We start from the raw sequence: 24,626 nt of genomic DNA, 5'->3' as shown, positions 1-24,626 counted from the left end.
TCCTCCGCGTCACTCCTCGACGAGGGGATAACCTGTCCGCGGTTCGTTCACGGAGGGGACCGGTCCGCCTGCTTCCGCGAGTACACGCAGGGGAAGTGAGGCACCGTCAGGGCGGGGTGCGGCACGGCGGCGGCGCACCCGCTCACCGGCCCGGTCCGTCGTGGCGGCGGCCGTCTCGAGTACCACCACCGTCAGGGCCGTCCGGCGGCGCAGTCGTGCCAGAAGGCCGCCAGCGCCTCGGCCGTCGGCCCGGGCCGCTCGGCGCCGGGTGAGTGCTCGGCGCCCTCGATCACCGTGCGCCGGGCACCCAGCCGCCGCGCCATGTCGTCCATCAGCGGCACCGGCCAGGCGTAGTCCACCTCGCCGGACAGCACGTGCTTGGGGACGGGGACGGCCGCGAGTTCGCCGACCCGGTCCGGCTCGGCCAGCAGCCGGCGGCCGGTGGCGACCAGCTGCTCGGGCACGTTCGCCAGCCAGCGGCGGCGCAGGAAGCCGGCCACGTCGGGCGGGGTGGCCGCGTCGGCTGCCTCCGGCGGGTCCAGATCGCGCATCGCCTGCCAGACCGCCGCCAGGTCCAGCACCCCCAGGGCCTCGATCAGCATCCTGGTGCGGGCCTGCTGCCCGGCACAGATGGCGGCCGGGCCGGAGCTCATGAGCGTCAGGGAGGCGAAGGGCGCGGCGTCGCGCAGCACGGCGGCACGGGCGACCAGCCCGCCCATGGAGTGCCCCAGCAGATGGACGCGCCCGCCGGACGCGGAGGTCCCGGCCGGTGCCCCGGTCAGCGCCTCGGCCTGGGCCAGCACGTCCAGGGCCAGTTCGTCCTGGGCGTAGGCGGCCTCGTCGCGGGGCCCGCCGGTCTCGTACTGCCCGCGGCCGTCCACGGCCACCACCCGGAAACCCTGCCGCGCCAGCGGGGCGAGCAGGGCGATGAAGTCCTCCTTGCTGCCGGTGAACCCCGGCAGCAGGAGGGCGGTCCCGGCACGCGGCTCGCCCGCGTCGTGCACGGCGAACTCCCCGCGCGCGGTCGTCAGCCGGTACGCCCGCGCACCGGGGGGCAGGGTGAGGGTCGGCGGCTTGCTCATGCGGCGAGGGTAGTTGTTCGGCCGGGACGGGTTCCCGCCGCCTCCGGTGGGGTCTCCGCCGTGCCGCTGTCCGGCCCGGACCGGTTTCCCCGCGGGCCTGTGCCGGGGGCACTCGGTGTCCGCCTGCGGGCCCGGTGCGGCACGGGGCGGCTGTCCGGGGACGTCCGGGGACACGGTTCGCAGGGGCGCCGGCCGCTTCCGGTGCTTCGTGGCGGTAGCGGCTCCGCCCGTGGGCGGAGGATTGCGCGTCGGGGTGGCCGGCCGGTTCCGGGCAGGGCCGTCTCCCCGGCGGAAGCCGGTGGCGGAGCGGTCGGGAGACCCGGCGGTCCGGCACCGTGCCGCGGCGGACGGGCCCTGCCGGAAGGGACGGGCGGGTGCTCCGCCCGGCTCCCGGCCCGGTGGCCGCCGCCCGGGAGCGGCGGCCCCGTGGTGCCGTCAGCTCCCCTGGGCGGACTCCCCTGCTCCCGCGGCACCGCCGCGGGTACGGCGCCGTCGGCGCGGCCTGCGGGCCTCGCCGGTGGGCTGTCCGCCGACGGCCTCCGGACCGCCGCCGCCCTGCTGCGCGACAGCGGCAGCGGGTGCGGGTGCGGAACCGGCGTGGTCCGCCGTGACAGCGGCCGCGCCGCCGTGGGTGCGGCGCCGTCGGCGCGGCCTGCGGGCCTCGCCGGTGGGCTGTCCGCCGGCCTCCGGAGCGCCGCCCCGCGACTGCTCCGCGCTCGTGGCGGTGGTGCCGACGGCGCTGTCGGCGCCGTCCACGGGCGCGCCACCTCGGGTGCGTCGGCGGCTGCGCGGGGTGCGGGCGCGCGGCGCCTGCTCCCCGTCGGCGTCCCGGCCCCGGTCGTGGTCGCGGTCGCGACCCTGGGCCTGGCCCTGACCGCGGCCCCGGCCGCGGCCACCGGTCTCGCCCAGGTCCTCGACCTCCTCGGCGCCGAGTCCGGCACGGGTGCGCTCCGCACGCGGCAGCACTCCCCTGGTCCCCTCGGGGATGCCCAGCGCCTCGTACAGGTGCGGGGAGGTGGAGTACGTCTCCGGCGGGTCGTTGAAGGCCAGTTCCAGCGCCTTGTTGATCAGCTGCCAGCGCGGGATGTCGTCCCAGTCGACCAGGGTGACGGCGATGCCCGTGTTGCCCGCCCGGCCGGTGCGGCCGATGCGGTGCAGATAGGTCTTCTCGTCCTCCGGCGTCTGGTAGTTGATCACGTGCGTGACGCCCTCGACGTCGATGCCGCGGGCGGCGACGTCGGTGCAGACGAGCACGTCGATCTTGCCGTTACGGAAGGCGCGCAGCGCCTGCTCGCGCGCTCCCTGGCCGAGGTCGCCGTGGACCGCTCCGGAGGCGAAGCCGCGGCGGCCGAGCTGCTCGGCGACATCCGCGGCGGTCCGCTTGGTGCGGCAGAAGATCATCGCCAGTCCGCGGCCCTCGGCCTGCAGGATCCGGGAGACCATCTCCACCTTGTCCAGGGAGTGCGCCCGGAAGACGTGCTGCGCGGTGTTGGCGACCGTGGCGCCCGCGTCGTCCGGCGCGGTGGCGCTGATGTGCGTGGGCTGCGACATGTAGCGCCGGGCCAGCGCGATGACCTGGCCCGGCATGGTCGCCGAGAACAGCATCGTCTGCCGCTTGGCGGGCAGCTGCTGGATGATCTTCTCGACGTCCGGCAGGAAGCCCAGGTCGAGCATCTCGTCGGCCTCGTCGAGCACCAGGGTGCGGATGTGCGCCAGGCTGAGCTTGCGCTGGCCCGCCAGGTCCAGCAGCCGCCCCGGGGTGCCGACGACCACGTCGACGCCCTTCTTCAGGGCCTCGACCTGCGGCTCGTAGGCGCGGCCGCCGTAGATGGCCAGCACCCGGACGTTGCGGACCTTGCCCGCGGTGAGGAGATCGTTGGTGACCTGCTGGCACAGCTCGCGGGTGGGGACGACCACGAGTGCCTGCGGGGCCTCGGTGAGCTGCTCGGGTGTGGCCCGGCCGGCCTCCACGTCCGCGGGGACGGCGACGGACTCCAGGAGCGGCAGACCGAAGCCGAGGGTCTTGCCGGTGCCGGTCTTGGCCTGGCCGATGACGTCGGCGCCGGCCAGGGCGACCGGGAGGGTCATCTCCTGGATGGGGAACGGGGACGTGATGCCGACGGCTTCCAGTGCCTCGGCCGTCTCGGGAAGAATCCCGAGCTCTCGGAATGTGGTGGTCAGGATGCTTGCCTCTTCCGTGAGACGCGGGACGGGGGAGCGAGGGCGCACACCCGGCGGAGCCGGGGCGGGTCGTACCGCGCCGGGCGTCGGCAGCCTTCCTGCGGCGGCCTTGTGGCGCGGGACCACGGGCTCTCGCTCAAGCGCTCGTACCGCGCGAGCGGGTCCCTCCCAAGCTCGGTCCGGGCGGAGCGCACGGCCTGCAGAGCCGTGCCTTTCGCGTACGGACCGCGCGGAGGGCGGTCGTGTCGGAGCCGATCGGGCCACCGACCGGGCATCCGCTGCGGGTCCGGGGAACGTCCCCGAAGACCCAGGTAACACACTATGCGTCGAACCCGCTGTCAGGAAGCGGGCCCAATATCACTGTACCTCCAAACCGCGCATGTGCACCGGGGCGAATACCGGACGACCTGTCGCCGCGGTCCGCCGCGGAGGGCTGCCGGGCAGGTCGGGCGGGCTATTGTGCGCGACATGGAGACGTCTGACACATCCCCTGCCGAGCCCTCCGCCGAAACCCCCGCCGAGTCCTCCGCCGGATCCTCCGCGGGCACCGCGGGCACCGCGGACCCCGGGGGCGTCGTCGCCCTGGACTGGGCCGGCGCCTGCGCCGATCCGCAGTACCGGGCGGCCGTCGTGGACCTGCTGGGCGTGCTCGCCTACGGCGAACTGGCCGCCTTCGAGCGGCTCGCGGAGGACGCCAAGCTGGCGCCCACCCTCGCGGACAAGGCCGAGCTGGCCTCGATGGCCTCGGCGGAGTTCCAGCACTTCGAGCGGCTGCGGAACCGGCTGGCGGAGATCGGCGAGGACCCGACGGCGGCGATGGAGCCGTTCGCCGCCCCGCTGGACGAGTTCCACCGGCTGACCGCGCCGTCGGACTGGCTGGAGGGCCTGATCAAGGCGTACGTCGGCGACTCGATCGCCTCGGACTTCTACCGCGAGGTCGCCGCCCGCCTGGACTCCGACACCCGTGCCCTGGTGCTGGCGGTGCTGGACGACACGGGGCACTCCGGCTTCGCGGTGGAGAAGGTGCGCGCGGCCATCGAGGCCGACCCCCGGGTCGGCGGCCGGCTCGCGCTGTGGGCCCGCAGGCTGATGGGTGAGGCGCTGTCGCAGGCCCAGCGCGTGGTGGCGGAGCGCGACGCGCTGTCCACCATGCTGGTCGGCGGGGTCGCGGCGGGCTTCGACCTGGCCGAGGTGGGCCGGATGTTCTCCCGGATCACCGAGGCCCACACCAAGCGCATGGCCGCGCTGGGAATGGCGGCCTGACCTCCTGACACGGTCACGTCCGCCGGGAGCCGCGCCCGGCGGAGGCGTGCCCGCGGGGCGCACGTCCGGGAGGCGGCACGCGGCGGGCGCGGGGCTCAGGCCGCGCCCACGCTCGGGCGGCGGCCGGAGGCCGGGGCGCCGCGGCGGGGGCGGACCAGCAGGGAGAGCAGGGCCGCCGACACCAGGACGGCGACCGCCAGGGTGGGGAGGAGGTGGCCCGGTCCCAGGACGGCCCGGGCGATCACACCACCGCCGAAGGCGGCGGCCGGCCCGGTGACGAGCACCAGGGAGCGGTCGCGGAAGCGGTCCGCGAAGCGGTGGGTGGCGACGAGGGCGACGGCGAGGCCGAGGAACGCGGAGCCGAGCACCTCCCAGAACCAGAGCATGGGTCCTCCCGCGGGCGGGTGGGGCGTGCACATCGGGCTACTCGGTCCTACCCCGCGTACACGGAGCGCCAAACGGCGGCCGGGCGGGAATCCCGCCCGGCCGCCGCCGTGTGCTCTCCCGGGGTGCCCGGGTGTCCTCAGAGGGCTCCGAAGCCCACCTTGCGGGTGCTCGGCTCGCCGATGTCGACATAGGCCAGCCGGTCGGCCGGGACGACCACCCGGCGGCCGTTCTCGTCCACCAGGCTGAGCAGCTGCGACTTGCCGGTCAGCGCCTCGGCCACGCTGCGCTCGATCTCGTCGGCCGTCTGCCCGCTCTCCAGAACGATCTCGCGGGGCGCGTGCTGCACGCCGATCTTGACCTCCACGGCTATGTCCCTCCGAACGGTGTGTGCTTCCCCCTGGCGGAGCCGGGGCGGAGACGCGGCCAGCCGCGCCGTACTCAGCCACATTAGCCCGCGGCGGGGTGCCGGGCCGCTCAGGACCGCACGCCGACAGCGAACATCCGGGGACACGCCGGGCCGGGGCGCGGGAGGGCGCCGGGGGGCGCGGTCGCCCCGCACCGACGCCCGGGTGCTTCCGGTCCCGCCGCTGCGCTCCGTCCCGCCGCCCGCCGCTCCGTTTCCAGCAGTGCTCAGCCGTGCATGGGGAAGCCCGCGATGCCGCGCCAGGACAGCGAGGAGATGAGCTTCGCCGCGGCGTCGCGCGGGATCCGCTGCCCGTCGCCGAGCCAGTACCGGGCGGTGATCTGCGCCATGCCGCACAACCCCACGGCGAGCAGCATCGCCTCGTCCTCCGGCAGGTCGGTGTCCTCGGAGATGACCGCGCTGACCGCCTGCGCGCAGTCCAGGCTGACCTTGTCCACGCGGTCGCGCACCGCGGGCTCGTTCGTCAGGTCGGACTCGAAGACGAGCCGGAAGGCGCCGCCCTCGTTCTCCACGTACCGGAAGTACGCGTCCATGGTCGCCGCGACCCGCTGCTTGTTGTCGACGGTGGAGGCCAGTGCCGCGCGCACCGACTCCACCAGCGCCTCGCAGTGCTGGTCGAGCAGGGCGAGGTAGAGGTCGAGCTTGCCGGGGAAGTGCTGGTACAGCACCGGCTTGCTGACCCCCGCCCGCTCGGCGATGTCGTCCATGGCCGCCGCGTGGTAGCCCTGGGCGACGAACACCTCCTGTGCCGCACCGAGCAACTGGTTGCGTCGGGCCCGGCGCGGCAGGCGTGTGCCACGCGGGCGTGCCTCGGTCTGCTCGACGGCTGTCACGCTCGCCTCCTGGGATCTCCGTGGAACGCCTTCCGGACGAGGCCGGGGCCGGGCCCTGGGGAAGGGGATGTTCCGTGCGCGATGTGCGCTGCGTCCGCCATCGTACTTTTGGGTAAACCGTACGCGCGCGGCGCGGGCACGGAAAACCGCTCTTCGGACGCGCGATGTGACGGTTTAACGGTAATCGTCCTCGTCCAGTTCGACGACGCGGGCCTGCTCGGCGGCGTCCGCGGGATCGACCTCCGGTGACTCGGGTCCGGTCAGCGGTGCGTCACCGCGGTGCAGCACCTCCGCGCGCTGCTCGGCCGCGTCGGCCTCCGGTGCCTCGACGCCGAAGCGCTCGGCCGCGGTGGTCCGGTTCTCGTCCTCGTCGAAGGTGTCGAAGGTGTCCGGGTCGGTGGGGTCAACAGGCATGACCATCCTCTTTCCACGGCGGGCGGGGTCCACACGAGCCCAGGGGAGGAGAATTCCGGCCGTGCGGCGGATGTGAGTCCGAACACGTGAAAGCGGCAGTGATCGTCTCGTAACATTGCCCCCATGTCGTCGACCGAGCAGCCGGGGCCGCGGACGGCGGTCCCCTTCGAGGTGCCGCCCGCCGACCGGTCGCGGACCGCTGCGGAGGAGCGTCTGAGATCCGTGTCGCTGCCCGGTCTGACGCTGGCGGTGCGCACCCGCCCGGCCGCGCGCGAGGGGCTGCCCCCGGCGCTGTACGTCCACGGGCTCGGCGGTTCCTCGCAGAACTGGTCCGCGCTGATGCGGGAGCTGGCTGGCACGGTCGACGGGGAGGCGGTGGACCTGCCGGGCTTCGGCCACTCGCCGCCCCCGGACGACGGCGACTACTCGGTCTCCGGGCACGCGCGGGCCGTCATCCGCCACCTCGACGCGTCCGCCCGCGGACCCGTGCACCTCTTCGGGAACTCCCTGGGCGGCACGGTCGCCACCCGGGTCGCGGCGGTACGGCCCGACCTGGTGCGCACCCTCACCCTCGTCTCGCCCGCCCTGCCCGAACTGCGCCCGCAGCGCTCCGTGATCTCCAACGCCCTGCTGGCGATGCCGGGAGGGGCGGCCCTCGTCAGCCGGATGACGAGGAAGTGGACCGCCGAGCGGCGCACCCGCGAGGTGCTGACGCTGTGCTACGGCGATCCGGCCTCGGTGTCCCGGGAGGAGTTCGAGGCGGCCGTGGCCGAGTACGAACGGCGGCTGGCGCTGCCGTACTTCTGGGACGCGTTCGCCCGGTCGGCGCGCGGCCTGGTGAACGCCTACACCGTCGGCGGCCAGCACGGGCTGTGGCGTCAGGCGGAACGGGTGCTGGCCCCGACGCTGCTGGTCTACGGTGGACGGGACCGACTGATCGCCTTCCGCATGGCGCGCCGGGCGAGCGCGGCCTTCCGCGACTCCCGGCTGCTGGCGCTGCCGGACGCGGGACACGTCGCGATGATGGAGTACCCGGCGGCGGTGGCGGGCGCCTTCCGGGATCTGCTGGGAGCCACCGACACGGGCAGGGGTTGACGAGCCGTGGGACGCCACAGCCGCCGGGGCGGGCCGGACGCCGGCAAGCCGACGACCACGGGGACGGGGCGGTACCTCGGCGCCCGGGAGGAGGCCCCGCGGCCCCATCCGGCGCCGGCCCCGCCGTACGCCCGGCGGGACCGGGCACCGCGCCCCGGCCCCCCGGAGCCGGAGTACGCCTCCGCAGCCGACCGGTCCGTCCCGGCGCACGGCGCGGCGGGGGTGCGCGGCGGGCACCCCGAGCACCGCGAACCGGGCGGCGCCTGGGGGCTGCCCGGGCCCCGGGCCGCCGCCGTCGCCGGGCGCCCGGGCGGTGCCCCGCCGCCGGGGGCCGTGCACGGGGCGGGGCGGATACCGCGGCAGGAGTACCTCGACGCCTTCGACGCCCCCGGAGTCTCCGGCGCCCCCGGCGTTCCCGGTGTCCCCGGCACCTTCGGCACCCCCGGTGGCGGGACGCCCGCCGCGCCCGCCCGCCCGGCTCCGGCCGACGGGTCCGGCGCCGGCGGGACGGACCGCGGCGGTGCCGCACCCCCCGACGGCCCCGGCCGCCGGGAGCGCGGCGGCCGGGGCCGGGCCTTCACCGGGGCCGCGGCGGCGGCCGTGACCACCGTGCTCGCCGTCGTGGTGGCCGGGCAGGTCACCGATCTGGGGATCGGCGCCGGCGACACGACCGGGGTGACCGGGGAGAGCGCGCGGGTGAACGCCCGCGACACCTCCCGCTCCGATCCCCGCTCCGATCCCCGCTCCGACGCCCGGCCCACCCCCGCCCGGACACCGCCGGCCGCTCCGGCCGCGCCCTCGGGCTCCCCGGCCTCCGGTGCCGCCTCCTACGACCGGCTGATGGCCCGGCTCTACGAACTCGCCCCGGACGCGAAGGGCTCGGGCCGGCTCGTCCCCGTCGCCGGACGGAACAAGGCCCCGGACCGCGGGGAGATCGTCCGCTACCGGGTGGACGTCGAGGACGGACTGCCGCTCGACGGCGAGCTGTTCGCCCGGGCCGTCCACCGCACCCTCAACGACGAGCGGAGCTGGAGCCACGGCGACGTCCGCACCTTCGAGCGGGTCTCCGGGGGTGCCGGGGACGCCGGGGACGCGCCCGACTTCGTGATCACCCTGGCCAGCCCCGCCACCACGGGCGTGTGGTGCGCGAAGTCCGGCCTGGACACCACAATCGACAACGTCTCGTGCGACTCGGCCGCGACCGAGCGCATCATGATCAACGCCTACCGGTGGGCGCGCGGCGCGGAGACCTTCGGTCCGGAGCGGATCCGGGAGTACCGGGAGATGCTCATCAACCACGAGGTGGGCCACCGGCTGGGCAAGGGACATGTGGACTGCCCCCGGGACGGCGCCCGGGCGCCCGTGATGATGCAGCAGACGAAGACCCTGAAGACGGGCGGGGCGACCTGCCGCCCCAACGCCTGGCCCTTCCCGTAGCGCCGCCGGGCCCCGGCCCCTCCCGGGTGCCCGGGGGCCGGGAGCGCCCGCTGTCCGGCCGAACGTTCCACCACGCGGGAAGTCACGGTAGTTCACCCCTTCCGGTGGTGCTGCGGACAACCGTCCGCCATACCGGCCCACCTCGCGCATAACGTCTTCCCGCGACGCCCCGGACACGGCCGGCGGCCCGTGAGGAGGATCGGGGGTGGACACATGCGCATCGCACTGCTCACCGAGGGGGGTTACCCGTACCCGGACGGTGACGCCGCCGCATGGTGCGACCGGCTGGTGCGCGGCCTGGACGGCGACGAGTTCGAGGTCTACGCGCTCGGCCGGCACCCGGGGCAGCGGGAGGACGTCCTGCGGGGCGCCCGGCACACGCTGCCGGACAACGTCCGGCGGGTGCGTACCGTACCGCTGTGGGGCCCCGCCCCCGGCGGGCCCGGTGCCCGCGGGCGGTACGGCCGACGCGGCCGGCGGCGGTTCGGCGAGCACTTCGCGGAGCTCGCCGGTGCCGTCTGCGCGGCCCGGCGCGAGGTCTGGCCGGCCGCCGAGGCGGACCGTTTCGCCGCCGGGCTCCACGGACTGGCCGCCCTCGCCCGCGAGCACGGCGGGCTCTCCGCCGCGCTCCGCTCCGAACAGGCCGTCCGGCTGCTGGAGCGCGCCTGCCGGGCTCCCGGTGCGCTCCGCACCGCGCGCGAGATCCCGCCGGCCGGTCTGCTCACGGTCACCGACCGGCTGGAGCGGGCGCTGCGTCCGCTCTCACCGGACTGGTACGGCGGCGGCGCCGACGGGCCCGGGCCGGCCGGAGCGGACGTCTGCCACGCGGTGGGCGGCGGCTGCGCCGCCCTGCCCGGCCTGCTGGCCGGGCGGCTGTACGGCACACCGCTGCTGGTGACCGAGTACACCGGGCACGGGGTGCGGCTGCGCGAGCACTACCTCACCGGCGCCGCCCGGGCCGCCGCCCCGGACGCGGACCCCGCGGACACCCCCGTACGCGCCCTGCTCACCTCCTTCCGGGCGCTGCTGACGCACGAGACGTACCGCCGGGCGGAGCTGGTCGTCTCCGGCAACGCCCATGCCCGCCGGTGGCAGCTGCGGTGCGGTGCCGACCGGGACCGGCTGCGCACCGTCCACCCGGGCATGGACGCCGCGTCGTTCACCGCCGTCGGGGAGGACACCGGGCGGGAGCGGCCGGCGCCGGTGCTGGTGTGGACCGGGCGGGTGGAGCCCGCCCGGGACCTGGTCTGCCTGCTGCGTGCCTTCGCCGAGGTCCGCCGGGCCCTGCCCCGGGCCCGGCTGCTGGTCGCCGAACGCCCCGGCGGACCCGGTGCGCCGGCCGGGGAGGAACTGGCGGTGGCCGCCTACCGGGCGCACTGCCGGCTGCTGGCCGACGATCTCTTCCCCCTCTTCCCCGCGGCGCGGGACGGTTCCGGGGACGGGCCGGGGGACGCGGCCGACGGCGGACCCGGCGCCGCGGCAGGCGCTCCCGTCCGCTTCGTCCGCGTCGGCGATCCCCGGCTGCCCACCGCCGCCGACGCGTACGCCGCCGCCGATGTCGCGGTGTTCTCCAGCGTCGTGGCGGGCTTCCCGGCCGAACTCGTCGAGGCGATGCTCGCCGGGCGCGCCACGGTCGCCACGGACGCCGGAGCGGTGCGCGAGGTCGTCGGCGGTACGGGACTGGTGGTGCCGCCGCACGACCCGCGCGCACTGGCGGACGCCTGCGCCGCGCTGCTGGGCGACCCCGCCCGGCGCGCCCGGCTGGGCGCCGCCGCCCGGGCCCGGGCGCTGGAGCTGTTCACCGTCGAGCGGAACGTCACGGCGTTCCGCGGCCTCCACCTGGAGGTGCTCTCGCGCCGGGCGGTGCCCGCCGGGCCGGTCGGCGGGCGGGCCGGCGGGGGCGGTGCGGAGCGGCCCTTCGCCCGTCCGGCCGAGGCCCGGCTGCCCGGCCGGTGGACGGCGCGCGGCGGCCCGCCCGCGCCCGCCGGAGCCGTGTCCGGCCCGGCCGCGCCCCGGCCCGCCGTCCCCGGGCAGGCCCGGCCCGGCGGACGTCCCGGCCGCGCTCCGGGCTGGGCCCGCACGTCCGCCGGCTCCGGGAGGCCGGGGGAGGACCGCCGGTGAACCGCCCGCCGGACCCGTACCGGTCCGCCGATCCCGTGCACCGGCTGCTGGACCGCCACCGGGGGCTGTGCGAACGGGCCGTGGACCCGCTGGAGATCGCCGCCGGCCTGGAGGCGCACGGGGTCACCGACCGCACCGCGGCGCGCTTCCGGCACCGGAGCGTCTTCTCGCTCGCCGAGGAGCTGTACGCCCGCGCCCCCCGCGCCGGCGGACTCCCGCCCGGCCCGGTCCCGGCCGCGCCGGGCGGGGACCGGGAGACGGGCCGCCGCCGCTCCGCGGGACGGGCGGGCGCGGTGCTGCTCCCCCTGCTGCCCGGCGGGCTGTGCGCGGCGGCGGTGCACCTCCCGGTTCCCGCCGGCACCGTGCCGGCCGTCGCCGTGGCGGCGGTGGCCGGCACGGTGCTGTGGGCCGCGGGGCGGCACACGCGGAGCGCCCTGCTGTCCGCGGCCGTCGTACTGGGGAGCTGCTGGCTGCTCGGCTACGCCCTCGTCGGCGACCGGCTGCTGGCCAGGGCCCTGGACGGCGGAACACCGCCACGGGCCCTGCTCGCGGAACTGCCGGCCGCTCCGGCGGCCGAGCGGTGCCTGCCGCTGGGCATGGCCCTGGCCGTCGCGCCCGCGGTGTGGTGCGCGCGCCGGTTCGCGGCCCGGACGAGGAGACGCCTGTCCGCCGGGCGGCTCGCGGTCGGCGGCCTGGCGGAGTTCGCGGCCCGGACGCGCCCGCCGCTCGTCCTGGCCGTCGCGCTGTCCGCCGCGGCCCCGCTCGCCGCGCTGTCCGCCGCGCGGCTCGCCGTCGGCGGTGGGACGGACGCCGGGACGGAGGGGACGGACGTACCGGGTTTTCTCGCGGCCCTCCGCTCCGGGACGGTTCCCGCCCTCCTGCCCGACCTCGCGCCCGGCGGTCCCCCGGGCGGTCCGTCCGGTGCCGTCCCGCTCGTCGCCGTGGCCGCGCTCGGCGCGCTGCTGTTCACCGCGGGACTGCTGGCCGCCCACGGCTTCCCGGCCGTCGCCGCCGCGGGACTCGCCGCGGCCGGCGCGCTGGAGGCCGCGGCGCTCGCGGCGGCCACCGGCGCGCCGGCGCCGCTGGGCCGCCCGGTGGCCGAGGCGGCGGCCCGCTGGGGGCCGGCCGTCGTTCCCGCGGCGGCCTGCGCGGGTGCGGCACTCGTCCTGACGGCCCTCGCCGCCGTCCTCCTCACAAGAGCCTCCGCCCACCGCCGGGACGGGCCGTGAAAGCCCCGGGGGCCCGGCCCGTACCGGCTCGCCCGGACCCGTGCCGGCACGTGACCGCGCATGGCGCCGTCCGTGCCGCGCACCGATCCGTGGCATCACCGATGAAACCGATGAAGGAGCACACCCCATGACCGTTCCGCGCGCCGCCGGCGTCACCGCACGAGTGGGGGAGGAGGCCCGATGAGAGTGCTGCTGATCGGAGCCAACGGATACCTCGGCCGCCATGTCGCCGACCGGTTGCTCGCCGACCCCGCCGTCCAGCTCACCGCGCTCGGCCGGGGTGACGACGCCGACGTCCGCTTCGACCTGTCCACCGGCAGCCCCGGCGCGCTCACCCGCTTCCTCGACGCGGTCCACCCCGGCGTCGTGGTCAACTGCGCCGGCGCCACCCGCGGCGGCGCCCGGGAGCTGATCCGGCACAACACCGTGGCCACCGCCACCGTCTGCGAGTCGCTGCGCCGCAGCGGCTGCGGCGCGCGGCTGGTCCACCTCGGCTGCGCGGCGGAGTACGGCCCCTCCCCGGCCGGCTCCTCGACCGGCGAGGACGCCGTGCCGCGGCCGGGGAGCCCGTACGGCGTCAGCAAGCTCGCCGCCAGCGAGCTGGTCCTGGGCTCCGGGCTGGACGCCATCGTGCTCCGGGTCTTCTCGCCGGTCGGCCCCGGCACCCCGGCCGGCTCCCCGCTGGGGCGGCTCGCGGACGCGCTGCGCCGGGTGATGCAGCAGGGCGAGGGCGAGCTCAGGCTCGCCGGGCTGGGCCTCCAGCGCGACTTCGTGGACGTCCGGGACGTGGCGCGGGCGGTGCACGCCGCCGCCCTCTCGGCGGCCCAGGGCGTGGTCAACATCGGCACCGGACAGGCGGTACGGCTGCGCGAGGTGGTCTCCGTACTGGCCCGGGCCGCCGGCTACGGCGGCCCGGTGCACGAACCGGACGAGACGCACCCGCATCCCGCCGGCCCGCCGGCGCCCCCCTACCCGGACGGCTGCGGCCCCTGGCAGCAGGCGGATGTGCGCAGTGCCCGCGACCGGCTCGGGTGGCGGCCCCGGATCGGTCTGGAGGAGTCGCTGGCGGACATCTGGATGGAGGCCGCGTGCCGGGTCTGAGATGACGGCCGGGGCGGGGCGGGCGGGCCGGTCACCGGCGCCCGGCCCGCCCCGCGTACCGCCGACCCCACCCGTACCGCTCGTACCATTCGTACCGCTCTTGCGGGCGGTACGGGAGCCCCGGGAGAGCGCTGCCCGGCTGCTGGGACGGGGATGTCTCGCGCCTCGGACCGGGTGTCTCGGAATGAGATCCGCCGTGGCACTGTTACGGGAGGAACAACCGTCCACCGACCAACCATGTTGAGGTCTCCGTGTCGCTGCCACCCCTGGTCGAGCCGGCCTCCGAACTCACCGTCGACGAGGTCCGCAGATACTCCCGTCACCTGATCATCCCGGACGTCGGGATGGACGGGCAGAAGCGGCTGAAGAACGCCAAGGTGCTCTGTGTGGGCGCGGGCGGCCTCGGCTCGCCCACCCTGATGTATCTGGCCGCGGCGGGTGTCGGCACGCTCGGCATCATCGAGTTCGACGAGGTCGACGAGTCCAACCTCCAGCGCCAGGTCATCCACAGCCAGGCGGACATCGGCCGCCCCAAGGCCGAGTCCGCACGGGACACGGTGCTCGGAATCAACCCGTACGTGACGGTCAACCTCCACCAGGAGCGACTGGACTCCTCCAACGTGATGGAGATCTTCGCCGGGTACGACCTGATCGTGGACGGCACGGACAACTTCGCCACCCGCTACCTGGTCAACGACGCCTGCGTGCTGCTGAACAAGCCGTACGTGTGGGGTTCGATCTACCGCTTCGACGGCCAGGCGTCGGTCTTCTGGAGCGAGCACGGTCCGTGCTACCGCTGCCTGTACCCCGAGCCCCCGCCGCCCGGCATGGTCCCCAGCTGCGCCGAGGGCGGTGTGCTGGGCGTGCTGTGCGCGTCGGTCGGCTCCATCCAGACCACCGAGGCGATCAAGCTCCTGGCGGGCATCGGCGAGCCGATGGTCGGCCGCCTGATGATCTACGACGCCCTGGAGATGACGTACCGCCAGGTCAAGGTCCGCAAGGACCCGGAGTGCGCGGTCTGCGGCAAGAACCCGACGGTCACCGAGCTGATCGACTACGAGGCGTTCTGCGGTGTGGTCTCCGAGGAGGCGCAGGAGGCCGCGGCGGGCTCGACCATCACTCCCCGGCAGCTCAAGGAGTGGATGGACGCGGGCGAGAACATCGACGTCATCGACGTCCGCGAGCCCAACGAGTACGAGATCGTCTCCATCCCCGGTGCCAGGCTGATCCCGAAGAACGAGTTCCTGATGGGCAGCGCCCTCGGCGACCTGCCGCAGGACAAGCGGATCGTCCTGCACTGCAAGACGGGCGTCCGCAGTGCGGAAGTGCTCGCGGTCCTGAAGAACGCGGGCTTCTCCGACGCGGTCCACGTCGGCGGCGGCGTCGTCGGCTGGGTCAACCAGATCGAGCCGGAGAAGCCGATCTACTGAACATTCCCTGTGGCGGGGTGCGGCGCGGCGCTGCACCCCGCCACAGTGCTGCCGGAACGCGGTCGTCGCCTCCTGTCGTCGCCGGGCCGTCCTCGGACGGCCCGGCGAACGGCCGTGGAGCCGTCGGGGCCGTCGGGACCGTCGCAACCGCGGACCGGCAGGGTGCCGGCCGCCCGCGGCCGGCGGGCGCGGACTCCGGGGCCGTCCTGCATCGTCCACCGTCCGCCGGGGCGAAGGGCCTTCAGTGGGTGTGTCCCAGCCAGCGGCCGCGCAGCGCGATCAGCACGGCAGCCGCCACGGCGAGCAGCAGCAGGGAGACCGAGGTCGCGGCCGCCGGGTCGCTCTGGAGCAGCAGGTAGACCTGGAGCGGCAGGGTCTGGGTGACACCCGGCAGGTTGCCCGCGAAGGTGATCGTTGCCCCGAACTCGCCCAGCGCCCGGGCCCAGCACAGCGCCGCGCCCGCGGCCAGCGAGGGCGTCACCATGGGCAGGGTGACGTACCGCAGGGTCTGGGGGAGGGTGGCGCCCATGGTGGCGGCGGCCTCCTCGTAGCGCGGGTGGATCCCGGCCAGCGCCCCCTCCAGGCTGATCACCAGGAACGGCATCGCCACGAAGGCGGCGGCGACCACGGCCCCGGCGGTGGAGAACGGCAGCGCCACGCCGAGCGCCTCCAGCGGTCCGCCCAGCAGGCCGCCGCGCCCGAAGCCGTGCAGCAGGGCGACACCGGCGACGGACGGCGGCAGGACCATCGGCAGCAGCACCAGGGAGCGCACCAGCGCCCTGCCGGGGAAGTCGGTGCGGGCCAGCAGCCAGGCCAGCGGTACGCCCAGCACCAGCGAGAGCAGCAGGGCCCAGCCGGAGACCAGCAGGGACAGGCCGAAGGCCCGGACCACGGCGGGGGAGGCCAGCTGCCCGGCCAGCTCCGGCCAGGGGGTGCGGACCAGCACTCCGGCCAGCGGCACCGCCAGGAAGGCCGCGCACAGCACGGCGGGCAGGACGAGTGCGGCGGGCGGACGGGGACGGGGGCGGCGTACGGCGCGGCGGCGTATGGCGGGGCGCGCGGCCGGTTTCCCGGCGGGGTCCGCGGCGGATTCCGCGGTGGGGTCCACGGCCGGCCTCACGGCAGTTCGAACCCGGCGTCCCGCAGGATGCGGCGGGCCGGTTCGGTGCCCAGCCAGGCGATGAGGTCCGCGGCCCGGCCGGGGTGCGCGGCGGTCCGCAGCGGGGCGGCGGGGTACCGCACGGCGGGCGCCCCGCTCCCGGGGAGGGGGACGGAGCCGACCGTGTTGTCGGCGTTATCGGCGTTGTCGGCGTTTCCGGCCGCGGCGATGTCCGTGGCGTACACCAGCCCGGCGTCGGCCTCGCCCAGTTCGACCTTGCTCAGCACGGCGCGGACGCTGGGCTCCAGGGAGACCGGCCGCACGGTGACGCCGTGCCGGTCGAGCAGCCGCCGTCCGTACCGTCCGGCGGGCACCTCGGGGGCGGCGAGCACCACCGTCACGTCCTCGCGGGCGAGGTCCGCCGGGGAGTCGATGCCCAGGGGGTTGCCGGGCGCGGTGGCGATGACGAGCCGGTTGCGGGCGATCACGGTGGCGGGTCCGGTGTGCTCGCGCAGCCCCTCCATCGTCGCGGTGTCGGCGGTGACGACCGCGTCGGCGGGCGCACCCTGGCGGATCTGCGCGGCCAGCTCCTGGGAGCCGGCGAAGGACAGACGCAGCCGGACGCCGGGGTGCTCCGCCTCGTAGGCGGCGCCCGCCTCGGTGAGGACGTCGGTGAGGGAGGAGGCCGCCAGTACCGTCACGGTGGTCCCCCCGCCGCCGTCCGTACCGCCGGTGCTGCCGGTGCTGCCGAACGCGCCGCCCGCGCAGGCGGCCGTCAGGGCGGCCAGCAGGGCCAGGGCCGCCACCGGCAGGAGAACGGTGGACCGGGGGCGCCGGCCGGTCCGCCGGGCGGCCGGGCGAACACAGCCGCGAAAGCGGCGGGTCCGGAGCACGGCAGACCCCCTCACGCCCGGTCGACGTGCACGTTGGTGGCCTTCACCCGGGCCACGGCCTCCATGCCGACCGCCAGACCCAGTTCCTCGACGGCCTCCCGGGTGAGCAGGGAGACCAGCCGGTGGGGTCCGGCCTGGAGCTCGACCTGGGCGGCGACGTCGCCGAGTTTCACGGCGGTGATGATCCCGGGGAAGGCGTTGCGGACGCTGGTGCGGGACCCGCCTTCCTCACCGTCGCCGCCCGCGCCGTCGTCGGCGTCGGCGGCGGCGAGCGCCGCGGCGAACGCGGCGAGGTCCTCGCCCGCCACGAGCCGCCTGCCGCCCTCGTCCCGGCGGGTGGGCAGCCGTCCGGCGTCCGCCCAGCGGCGCACCGTGTCGGCGCTGACGCCGAGGAGCCGGGCGGCCCGGCCCATGGAGTAGGAACGCATGTGCAAGACGGTATGGGGAGCAGGCTGGCAGATGCAAGGCCGACCAGCAGGTCTGCCTTGCTTCTGCGCGTTCCTGCCTCGGCCTGTCCCGTGTCGCCCGGCCGCTTCCCGGCCGTCCTGCGGCCGCCGCTCAGATGGCTTCCCGGCGGGTCAGATGGGTGAAGGACAGCCAGCCGGGAAGAACCGGGAGCCAGAAGGTCATCAGCCGGAAGAGCAGGACCGCCGGGGTGGCGATCTCCTTCTCCAGACCGAAGGCGATCAGACCCGCGATCAGCGCCGCCTCCACCGCCCCCAGACCGCCGGGGGTGGGCGCGGCCGAGCCCAGCGCGTTGCCCGCCAGGAAGATGACCGCGATGCTGGCGTAGCTCAGCTCGCCGCCGAAGGCGCGGATCGAGGCGTCCAGGCACAGCACGAACGAGACCGTCAGCAGCAGCATGCCGCCGATGCCGCTGAGCAGCTTCTGCGGGCGCTGGGCGATGTCCAGCATCCGCGGCACTACCCCCGCGAACAGCGCCCGCAGCCGCTCGACCACGAACTTCCGCAGCGCCGGGACCGCCGTGACGATCAGTGCCAGGACAGCCGCCGTCAGCAGTCCGGCGATGACCGCCCGGGACGGGGAGAGGGCCGGGGTGTGCTCGGTGCCCGTCAGGTAGCCGAAGGTCAGCAGCAGCACGATGTGGCTGCCCAGGCCGAAGAGCTGGGAGGCGCCGACGCTGGCGACCGCGTGCCCCGGCCGGACCCCGGCGCGCTGCAGGAACCGGGTGTTCAGGGCGACACCGCCCACCGCCGCCGGGGCGACCAGCTTCACGAAGGAGCCCGCCACCTGGGCGATCACCGTGCGCAGGTAGGAGACCTTCTCGGGTACGAAGCCGAGCAGGCTCATCGCCGCCGCGAAGTACGTCAGCGCCGAGAAGAGCAGCGCGGCGGCCACCCAGCCCCAGTTCGCCCCGCCGATGACCTGCCGGAAATCCACCTGGGTGAGCTGCGACAGCAGGAAGTACCCGGCGAAGGCGCCCGCGATGAGGCTGACCAGGGTGCGCGGCCTGACCCGCTCCAGCCGGGCGGGCTGCATCGGTGCCTGCGGGCGTATCAGCAGCACCTGCTGGCGGATCTGGGAGAGCAGGTCCTCCTCGCGCGCCTCCTCCAGGGCCGCCATGACCGCCTGCTTCTCGGCCCGCGCGGCGTGCTTCTCCGCCCGCGAGGACCGGGGGGCGCCGTCGTCCTGCGGGCCCTCCGTCTGGCGGGCCTCCCGGCCGGCGCGGGACGCCTCGATGGCGGCCTCCCGCTCGCGCTGCGCCCGCTCCTTGGCCAGCCTGCGCAGCTTGGCGCGGGTGGCGCGGCTGAGCGCGATCGGCTGGAGCAGCGGGAGGCTGTCGGCCACCGCGTCCGGGCCGAGCACCTCCACCGCCGCCGCGACCGAGCGCTCGGCGCCGACCCGCAGGCCGAAGGTGGTCAGCAGTTGGGCGACGTCCATCCGCAGCACCAGATCGCCGGCCGCGATCTCGCCGCCGCTGAGGTCGGTGAGGAACACCGTGCCGGCGTGGTCCACCAGCACCGCGTCGTCCTCCAGCCGGCGGTGGGCGATCCGGCGCGACTGGAGCGCCCCGACCTGCTTCCACACCGTGCACATCAGCTCGTCGGTGATCTCCTCGTCCGCCAGGGCGTCCAGACCGCGTCCGTCGATGTGCTCGTAGACGAGCATGACCGCGTCGGGGCCCAGCTCGGAGGTGGCGACCAGCCGGGGCGCGTTGGCCCCGGCGGCGATGGCCGCGTACGCCAGCAGGGCCTCCTGCTCCAGGGCCTGCCGCAGCGACTGGAGGCTGCGGCGCTGGAGGCTGCCGCGCAGCGCGAAGCGGCGCCAGGCGCGGTAGAAGAAGCCGTGTGCCTGCTGCTCGCGGTCCACGATGGTGACGTCGAGCGGCGGCCCGTCCTCCAGGCTGACCAGATAGCGGCGCCCCCGGTCGCTCTGCTCGGAGTACTCGGCCTCGCCGGCCTCCTCGTGCACCGCCCGCACCGGCCGGAAGCCGACGCGCCGCAGCCCGGTCAGCAGCTGCTGACCGGTGGGGCGGACGTTGGGGGAGCCGACCGCGTAGAGCGTGCCGTAGGCGACGGTCCAGCCGATCAGCAGGGTGACCAGGATCGAGAACGGCGTCGTGTAGCCGCCGACCAGCATCGCGAAGGCGTCCAGCACCAGCACGGCCCACAGCAGCACCCGCCAGCGGGGGCGGCGGGCCATGCCGACGGCCGTCATGTACGCGATGACCGGGGCGAGGTAGCCGTGCACCGGATCGGTGAGGCCGCCCTCGGTGGCCGGTCTGGTCAGGGCCTTCTGCACGGAGTCGGGGGCCTGCTGGGCGACCCACAGATCGGTGGCGAGCGAGATGCCGTGGGCCAGGACGGCGGCGAGCACGCCGTCGGCGATCCGCAGCCCGTCCCGCTTGATCAGCCGCTCGACGGCGAAGGCGACCGGCACTATCAGCACGGCGACGCTGGAGGCGAACCCGGCGAAGCGGATCAGCAGCAGCGGCGCCTGGTCCGCGCCCTTGTCGATGTCCTGCGCCAGACCGGCGGTGGTGCCGTGGGCGAAGGCGGCGATGGTCAGGACGACGGCGATGCCGAGCACGCCCAGCAGCAGCCGCACCAGGTCGGAGGGGCGGTGCACCCGGGCGGGGAGGATCGGTTCGTCGCCGTCCACGCCGGCCGTTTCCACACCGGGTGCTTCCACGGCGGCTGCTTCCGTTCCGGCGGCTTCCGTCCCGGCCGGGGCTTCCGGACCGGCGCTCCCGGCGGCGGCGCCGGTGCCGTCCGCGACGGTGCCGGGGGCCTTCTCCCGGTCCGGTTGCCCGTCCGTGTGCGGCGACGGCTCAGCGGGGCGGGGTTCCTCCCTGGGAGATCCCCCGCCCTGTCCGGCCGTCTCTTTCTGCTCTCGTATCACCTGTCACCGCCGGGAAGATGGTGGCACGAGAGGGTGTGGGGCATGCGCACTAGGGTGCGTTTGACCGTGGAAAGCGGGTTTTGCGCGTGTCGTGAACACCCCCGCGCGACCGGGCCGCCCGCCGGGAGCGGTGTGGCCGACCGCTCCGGCTCCGCCGCCCGTCCCCGCGCGCGGGGACGGCGCGGACCGTCGGCGCCATGGTGCACCATGGCCGTCATGACGGGGCCCGTGGGCGAACTGCCGGAGTACGCGGAGAAGGTGCTGACCGTGGTGGAGGGCATCCCGCCCGGCCGGGTGATGACCTACGGCGACATCGCCGAGTGGCTCGGCGAGGGCGGGCCGCGGCAGGTCGGCCGGGTGATGTCGCTCTACGGCGGCGCGGTGCCCTGGTGGCGGGTCGTACGGGCGGACGGGACACCGCCGCCGTGCCACGAGGGACGGGCCCTGGCCCACTACCGCCGGGAGGGCACCCCGCTGCGCCGGTCCGCCGGCCCGCCGGAGCACGCCCCGGACGTCCCGGCCGCTCCGCGGGGGGTACGGCTCGACATGCGCCGGGCCCGCTGGGACGGGCACCCGCCCGGGGACACGCCCGGGGACACGGCGGACCGCGCCGCCGGCGGCGGCTGACTCCTCCGCGCCCCCCGGCCTGCCCGGAAGGCGCGGTGCGGCACCCTTCACACGTACCAGCTTCCGTCATGGCATCGCCGTACGTCCGGTGAGCCTTTCGGCCCGGGCGGGAGCGGTACACGCTGCGCCTCGGGTGCCGACTGGCGTACCGTCTGCACCACCCAGCACAGCGACCAGGACCGGCGATCCACGTGAGTTCCTCCCCCAAGTCCGACGCGTACCGTCTGGTGCGTACCCCGGTCGGTCCGGCGCACCTCCCTGCTTTGGACGCACGGCAGCGCGCGGTGGTTGACCACGGCGGCGGACCGCTGCTCGTCCTGGCCGGACCGGGCACCGGCAAGACCACCACCCTGGTGGAGTCGGTGGCGGAGCGGATCCGGCGCGGCGCCGATCCGGAGCGCCTCCTCGTGCTGACCTTCAGCCGGAAGGCGGCGGTGGAGCTGCGGGACCGGATCGCCGCCCGGGTGGCGGGGCCGGCCCCGCAGGCGACCACGTTCCACTCGTACTGCTACGCGCTGGTCCGCGCCCACCAGGACGCCGATCTGTTCGCCGAGCCGCTGCGGCTGCTCTCCGGTCCCGAGCAGGACCTGCGCATCCGCGAGTTGCTGGCCGGACAGGCCGCCCTGGAGGGCGCCGGGCGCGGCCGGGCCGCCTGGCCCGAGGAACTGCGCGCCTGTCTGACCACCCGCGGCTTCGCGGACGAGCTGCGGGCCGTCCTCGCCCGCAGCCGGGAACTGGGGCTGGGCCCGGACGCCCTGGACGCCTTCGCCCGCCGCGCCGGACGCCCCGACTGGCGGGCCGCGGCCGCCTTCCTGGCCGAGTACCTGGACGTGCTGGACCTGCAGGGCGTGCTCGACTACGCCGAGCTGGTGCACCGCGCGGTGCTGCTGGCCGACCGGGACGAGGTCGCCGCGAAGCTGGCCGCGCGGTACGACGCCGTCTACGTCGACGAGTACCAGGACACCGACCCGGCGCAGGTGCGGCTGCTGCGCGCCCTGGCCGGCCAGGGCCGCACCCTGGTCGCCTTCGGCGACCCCGACCAGTCGATCTACACCTTCCGCGGCTCCGACGTGAACGGCCTCCTCGACTTCCCGGACACCTTCCGGCGGCGTGACGGCTCCCCGGCCCCGGTGGCGGTGCTGCGCACCTCCCGCCGCTCGGCCGCGGCGCTGCTGGCGGCCACCCGGCAGCTCACCCGCCGCATGCCGCTCCCCCGGCTGCCCGCCGAGGCGGCCCGCGCGCACCGCGAGCTGTCGGCCGTACGGGAGGGCGGCCGGGTGGAGGTGTACACCTATCCCACCCCGGGCGCCGAACTGGACAACGTCGCCGACCTGCTGCGCCGTGCCCATCTGGAGGAGGGCGTGCCCTGGCGGGAGATGGCCGTGCTGGTGCGCGCCGGCCACCGCACCCTCCCCTCGGTGCGGCGGGCGCTGACCTCGGCCGGGGTCCCGGTGGAGCTGGACGGCGACGACGTCCCGCTGCGGCACGAGCCGGCGGTGGCGCCCCTGCTGACCGCGCTGCGGGTGACGGCCCGCGCCGCCGCGGACGCCGCCGACGGCACCGGCGCCCCCGGTCCGGGCGCCCCCGGTCCGGACAACTCCGGCCGGGGGCACCGGCCCGACGCCGAGACCGCGCTCACCCTGCTGACCTCCCCCCTCGGCGGCATGGACGGCGCCGACCTGCGCCGGCTGGGCCGTGCGCTGCGCGAGGAGGAGCGGGCCGCGGGCCGGACCGTGCCCCGTCCCTCGGACGAGCTGCTGGCCGAGGCGCTGGCCGAACCCGAGCGGCTGGTCGCCCACGACCCGTCCTACGCACGCGGCGCCCAGCGGCTCGGCCTGCTGCTGCGCAAGACGCGTGAGGCGCTGGCCGGCGGCGCCACGGCGGAGGAGGCGCTGTGGCTGCTGTGGTCCGGCACCCCCTGGCCGGACCGGCTGGAGCGGGCCGCCCTCCGCGGCGGCGCGGCGGGCCGCAACGCCGACCGCGACCTGGACGCCGTCTGCGCGCTGTTCGCCGCCGCCGCGCGTGCCGAGGAGCGGGTGGGCGGCCGCGGCGCGCTCAACTTCCTGGAGGAGCTGGCCGCCCAGGACATCGCCGGCACCACCGTCGCCCCTCGCGCGGCGCGCCCCGAGGCCGTACGGCTGATGACCGCGCACCGCGCCAAGGGACTGCAGTGGCGGCTGGTGGTCGTCGCCGGGGTGCAGGAGGGGCTCTGGCCCGACCTGCGGCGCCGCGGCTCCCTGCTGGAGCCCGACCGGATAGGCCGGGACGGACTGGCCGAGCCGCTCACCCCCGGCGCGCTGCTGGCCGAGGAGCGGCGGCTGTTCTACGTGGCGGCCACCCGGGCCGCCGACCGGCTGGTCGTCACCGCCGTGCGGGCCGCCGCCGAGGACGGCGACCAGCCCTCCCGTTTCCTGGCCGAGCTCGGTGTCGAGCCGAAGGACGTCACGGGGCGGCCGCCCCGCCCGCTGTCGGTGGCCGCCCTGGTGGCCGAGCTGCGTGCCACCACGGTCGACCCGGCGGCCTCCCCCGCGCTGCGGGAGGCCGCCGCCGCCCGGCTGGCGAAGCTGGCCGCCCTGCGCGACGACGACGGCGGCGCCCTGGTCCCCGCCGCGCATCCGCACCGCTGGTGGGGCCTGTACGAGCCGACCCGCGCCGAGGTGCCGCTGCGCGACCGCGACCAGCCGGTCACCCTGTCGGGCAGCGCCCTGCACCAACTGGCCACCTCCTGCTCGCTCCAGTGGTTCCTGGGCCGCGAGGTGAAGGCCGAGCCCCCCGCCACCGCCGCCCAGGGCTTCGGCAACGTGGTGCACGTCCTGGCCGACGAGGTCGCCTCCGGAGGCACCCCCGCGGACCTGTCGGTACTGCTGGAGCGGCTGGACGAGGTGTGGGACTCGCTCGCCTTCGACGCGCCCTGGAAGTCGCGCCAGGAACGGGAGAACGCCCGCGCGGCGCTGGAGCGCTTCCTGCGCTGGCACGTCATGGAGCGCGACCTGGGCCGGGAGACGCTCGCCACCGAGCACGACTTCGAGGTGACCCTGCGGGCGGGGGAGCACCGGATCCGGGTCCGCGGCAGCATGGACCGCGTGGAGCGCGGGCCGGACGGCCGGGCGTACGTCGTCGACTTCAAGACCGGGAAGAACAAGCCGACCGCCGACGAGGTCGAACACCACGCCCAGCTGGCCGTCTACCAGCTCGCGGTGCGCGAGGGCGCCCTCGACGGCACCGACGGCACCGACGGCACCGACGGCACCGACGGCACCGACGGCACCGACGCCACCGGTGACGGGCGGCCGGAGCCCGGCGGCGCGGAACTGGTCCAGCTCCGGATCGGCGCGCCGAAGAAGGAGGGCGGCGACGCGCTTCCCGCCGTGCAGCGGCAGCAGGCACTCCCGCCGTACGGCGGGGAGGAGGACGGCGGGAGCGGGAACTGGGTGAGCGGGCTGCTGGCCGACGCCGCGGGCCGGGTCCTGGACGAGCGGTTCACCCCCTCTCCCGGGCGGCACTGCGGCAACTGCGCCTTCAAGGGGGCGTGCAACGCCCGGCCGGAGGGACGCCACGTCGTGGAGTGAGCCGCGGGGGCGGCGCGCGGAAGGGGCCGGCGGGGCCGTCCCGGCTTTCCCGGCCCTGCGGGAACCGGTTGCCGGTGC

At 76.1% G+C, this 24,626-nt stretch carries 18 protein-coding genes and 1 pseudogene; 9 read left to right on the top strand and 10 right to left on the bottom strand.

Annotated elements, in window-relative coordinates:
* Positions 1-191 precede the first annotated feature (191 nt).
* Together CUT44_RS20630 and CUT44_RS20625 are read right to left on the bottom strand one after the other, a co-directional pair.
* Positions 192-1,082 (bottom strand): alpha/beta fold hydrolase, encoded by an 891-nt coding sequence (locus tag CUT44_RS20630; protein WP_100203371.1) that lies wholly within the window; start codon positions 1,080-1,082, stop codon positions 192-194.
* A gap of 435 nt (positions 1,083-1,517) precedes the next feature.
* A complete protein-coding gene (locus CUT44_RS20625; protein WP_233221520.1) occupies positions 1,518-3,170 on the bottom strand; it encodes a DEAD/DEAH box helicase in 1,653 nt (550 codons plus the stop codon).
* A 561-nt stretch (positions 3,171-3,731) separates the two neighbouring features.
* On the opposite strand from CUT44_RS20625, the gene CUT44_RS20620 reads away from it, so the two are divergent.
* A complete protein-coding gene (locus CUT44_RS20620) occupies positions 3,732-4,526 on the top strand; it encodes a ferritin-like fold-containing protein (protein ID WP_100203447.1) in 795 nt (264 codons plus the stop codon).
* A 95-nt stretch (positions 4,527-4,621) separates the two neighbouring features.
* On the opposite strand, the gene CUT44_RS20615 is transcribed toward CUT44_RS20620, so the two are convergent.
* The 4 genes from CUT44_RS20615 to CUT44_RS20600 all read right to left on the bottom strand — a co-directional run bounded on the left by CUT44_RS20615 (position 4,622) and on the right by CUT44_RS20600 (position 6,584).
* Positions 4,622-4,912: a hypothetical protein gene (locus CUT44_RS20615; RefSeq protein WP_100203369.1), complete on the bottom strand. Its 291-nt coding sequence runs from the start codon at positions 4,910-4,912 to the stop codon at positions 4,622-4,624.
* 137 nt (positions 4,913-5,049) lie between these two features.
* Positions 5,050-5,277, bottom strand: a complete 228-nt coding sequence (locus tag CUT44_RS20610) for a DUF3107 domain-containing protein (protein WP_199185777.1) — start codon at positions 5,275-5,277, stop codon at positions 5,050-5,052.
* A 266-nt stretch (positions 5,278-5,543) separates the two neighbouring features.
* Complete coding sequence (locus tag CUT44_RS20605) at positions 5,544-6,170, bottom strand: TetR/AcrR family transcriptional regulator (RefSeq protein ID WP_100203367.1); 627 nt, start codon at positions 6,168-6,170, stop codon at positions 5,544-5,546.
* A gap of 174 nt (positions 6,171-6,344) precedes the next feature.
* Positions 6,345-6,584, bottom strand: a complete 240-nt coding sequence (locus CUT44_RS20600; RefSeq protein ID WP_100203446.1) for a hypothetical protein — start codon at positions 6,582-6,584, stop codon at positions 6,345-6,347.
* Between the two features lie 123 nt (positions 6,585-6,707).
* Here CUT44_RS20600 and CUT44_RS20595 point away from each other — a divergent pair, with 123 nt between their 5' ends.
* From CUT44_RS20595 to moeZ, 6 genes are all read left to right on the top strand, one after another.
* A complete protein-coding gene (locus CUT44_RS20595; protein ID WP_100203366.1) occupies positions 6,708-7,679 on the top strand; it encodes an alpha/beta fold hydrolase in 972 nt (323 codons plus the stop codon).
* Between the two features lie 6 nt (positions 7,680-7,685).
* A complete protein-coding gene (locus CUT44_RS20590) occupies positions 7,686-9,116 on the top strand; it encodes a DUF3152 domain-containing protein (RefSeq protein WP_199185776.1) in 1,431 nt (476 codons plus the stop codon).
* A gap of 213 nt (positions 9,117-9,329) precedes the next feature.
* Positions 9,330-11,237: a DUF3492 domain-containing protein gene (locus CUT44_RS20585; protein WP_100203365.1), complete on the top strand. Its 1,908-nt coding sequence runs from the start codon at positions 9,330-9,332 to the stop codon at positions 11,235-11,237.
* Complete coding sequence (locus CUT44_RS32825; protein WP_146252270.1) at positions 11,234-12,466, top strand: hypothetical protein; 1,233 nt, start codon at positions 11,234-11,236, stop codon at positions 12,464-12,466. The genes CUT44_RS20585 and CUT44_RS32825 overlap by 4 nt, the downstream gene beginning before the upstream one ends.
* A gap of 180 nt (positions 12,467-12,646) precedes the next feature.
* Complete coding sequence (locus CUT44_RS20580) at positions 12,647-13,567, top strand: NAD-dependent epimerase/dehydratase family protein (protein ID WP_100203364.1); 921 nt, start codon at positions 12,647-12,649, stop codon at positions 13,565-13,567.
* A 251-nt stretch (positions 13,568-13,818) separates the two neighbouring features.
* Entirely contained in the window at positions 13,819-14,997 is a 1,179-nt protein-coding gene (gene moeZ / locus CUT44_RS20575) for an adenylyltransferase/sulfurtransferase MoeZ (RefSeq protein ID WP_100203363.1), read from the top strand.
* A gap of 210 nt (positions 14,998-15,207) precedes the next feature.
* On the opposite strand, the pseudogene CUT44_RS20570 reads toward moeZ, so the two are convergent.
* From CUT44_RS20570 to CUT44_RS20555, 4 genes and pseudogenes are all read right to left on the bottom strand, one after another.
* Positions 15,208-16,045: pseudogene (locus CUT44_RS20570) on the bottom strand (ABC transporter permease); the annotation flags it as partial.
* Positions 16,046-16,113: 68 nt separating this feature from the next.
* Positions 16,114-16,902, bottom strand: a complete 789-nt coding sequence (gene modA, locus CUT44_RS20565) for a molybdate ABC transporter substrate-binding protein (RefSeq protein WP_408646768.1) — start codon at positions 16,900-16,902, stop codon at positions 16,114-16,116.
* Between the two features lie 98 nt (positions 16,903-17,000).
* A complete protein-coding gene (locus CUT44_RS20560; RefSeq protein WP_100203362.1) occupies positions 17,001-17,417 on the bottom strand; it encodes a TOBE domain-containing protein in 417 nt (138 codons plus the stop codon).
* Positions 17,418-17,547: 130 nt separating this feature from the next.
* Complete coding sequence (locus tag CUT44_RS20555) at positions 17,548-20,352, bottom strand: lysylphosphatidylglycerol synthase domain-containing protein (protein ID WP_100203361.1); 2,805 nt, start codon at positions 20,350-20,352, stop codon at positions 17,548-17,550.
* Between the two features lie 216 nt (positions 20,353-20,568).
* On the opposite strand from CUT44_RS20555, the gene CUT44_RS20550 reads away from it, so the two are divergent.
* Both CUT44_RS20550 and CUT44_RS20545 read left to right on the top strand, forming a co-directional pair.
* Positions 20,569-20,979 (top strand): MGMT family protein, encoded by a 411-nt coding sequence (locus tag CUT44_RS20550; protein ID WP_332888278.1) that lies wholly within the window; start codon positions 20,569-20,571, stop codon positions 20,977-20,979.
* Between the two features lie 191 nt (positions 20,980-21,170).
* Complete coding sequence (locus CUT44_RS20545; protein WP_332888277.1) at positions 21,171-24,548, top strand: ATP-dependent helicase; 3,378 nt, start codon at positions 21,171-21,173, stop codon at positions 24,546-24,548.
* Positions 24,549-24,626: the final 78 nt, after the last annotated feature.

The organism is Streptomyces carminius (assembly GCF_002794255.1).
GTDB classification, from domain to species: domain Bacteria; phylum Actinomycetota; class Actinomycetes; order Streptomycetales; family Streptomycetaceae; genus Streptomyces; species Streptomyces carminius.
Note: the sequence above shows the minus strand (reverse complement) of the source record. Positions and strands in the feature narration are given on the sequence as shown.

Excerpts from the sequence above, each read along its gene's own strand:
- CUT44_RS20630 (WP_100203371.1), bottom strand. The coding sequence starts at position 1,082 with ATGAGCAAGCCGCCGACCCTCACCCTGCCCCCCGGTGCGCGGGCGTAC.
- CUT44_RS20625 (WP_233221520.1), bottom strand. The coding sequence starts at position 3,170 with ATGACCCTCCCGGTCGCCCTGGCCGGCGCCGACGTCATCGGCCAGGCC.
- CUT44_RS20620 (WP_100203447.1), top strand. The coding sequence starts at position 3,732 with ATGGAGACGTCTGACACATCCCCTGCCGAGCCCTCCGCCGAAACCCCC.
- CUT44_RS20615 (WP_100203369.1), bottom strand. The coding sequence starts at position 4,912 with ATGCTCTGGTTCTGGGAGGTGCTCGGCTCCGCGTTCCTCGGCCTCGCC.
- CUT44_RS20600 (WP_100203446.1), bottom strand. The coding sequence starts at position 6,584 with ATGCCTGTTGACCCCACCGACCCGGACACCTTCGACACCTTCGACGAG.
- CUT44_RS20595 (WP_100203366.1), top strand. The coding sequence starts at position 6,708 with ATGTCGTCGACCGAGCAGCCGGGGCCGCGGACGGCGGTCCCCTTCGAG.
- CUT44_RS20585 (WP_100203365.1), top strand. The coding sequence starts at position 9,330 with ATGCGCATCGCACTGCTCACCGAGGGGGGTTACCCGTACCCGGACGGT.
- CUT44_RS20580 (WP_100203364.1), top strand. The coding sequence starts at position 12,647 with ATGAGAGTGCTGCTGATCGGAGCCAACGGATACCTCGGCCGCCATGTC.
- CUT44_RS20560 (WP_100203362.1), bottom strand. The coding sequence starts at position 17,417 with ATGCGTTCCTACTCCATGGGCCGGGCCGCCCGGCTCCTCGGCGTCAGC.
- CUT44_RS20550 (WP_332888278.1), top strand. The coding sequence starts at position 20,569 with ATGACGGGGCCCGTGGGCGAACTGCCGGAGTACGCGGAGAAGGTGCTG.